Below are 516 nucleotides of genomic sequence, written 5' to 3'. Positions count from 1 at the left end.
ATTTCGATAGCTTATCAAGGAAAATAAAAAATCCTTGTTTAGTTATAAATAAAAATTTATTTTTAAGGATAATATCATGGTAATATATTTATTTTGTTTAATTATAGGAGTTTTTATAGGAGTTTGTATAGTAATTTTAATTATAAAATATTTTAATGATAAAGTAAAAGAAAAATGTCAATACTGCGGTCAACCTATAGAAAGCTATTGGATGTTTTGCCCGAATTGCGGATATGATAAAGAGTATTGTGTTAATCTTACAGAAGACAATTATGGTATGACTGCATTGATGTATGCATCTCACATTGGGAATAAAGAAGCGGTAGAATTATTGATAAAATCTGGAGTAGAAGTTGACGAAGTTAACGATGATGGTATAACCGCTTTAATGTATGCTTGCGAGAATAGTAATTCTGTTGAAGTCGTAAAATTCTTAATCGACAACGGAGCGGATGTTAATCTTAAAAGTAATTACGGCGAAACAGCGTTAAAGAATGCCTATATAAGCGGGAATAT

The 516-nt window shown here is 29.3% G+C and carries 1 protein-coding gene; it reads left to right on the top strand.

What is annotated here, in order from left to right:
- Positions 1–76 precede the first annotated feature (76 nt).
- On the top strand, positions 77–516 hold a 440-nt coding region (locus EZH24_RS13360), incomplete at its 3' end, for an ankyrin repeat domain-containing protein (RefSeq protein ID WP_137999481.1).

This window comes from Brachyspira catarrhinii, from assembly GCF_005518285.1.
Lineage (GTDB): Bacteria > Spirochaetota > Brachyspiria > Brachyspirales > Brachyspiraceae > Brachyspira > Brachyspira catarrhinii.
The sequence above is the reverse complement of the archived record's forward strand: the minus strand, read 5'-3'. Positions and strand labels throughout refer to the sequence as shown.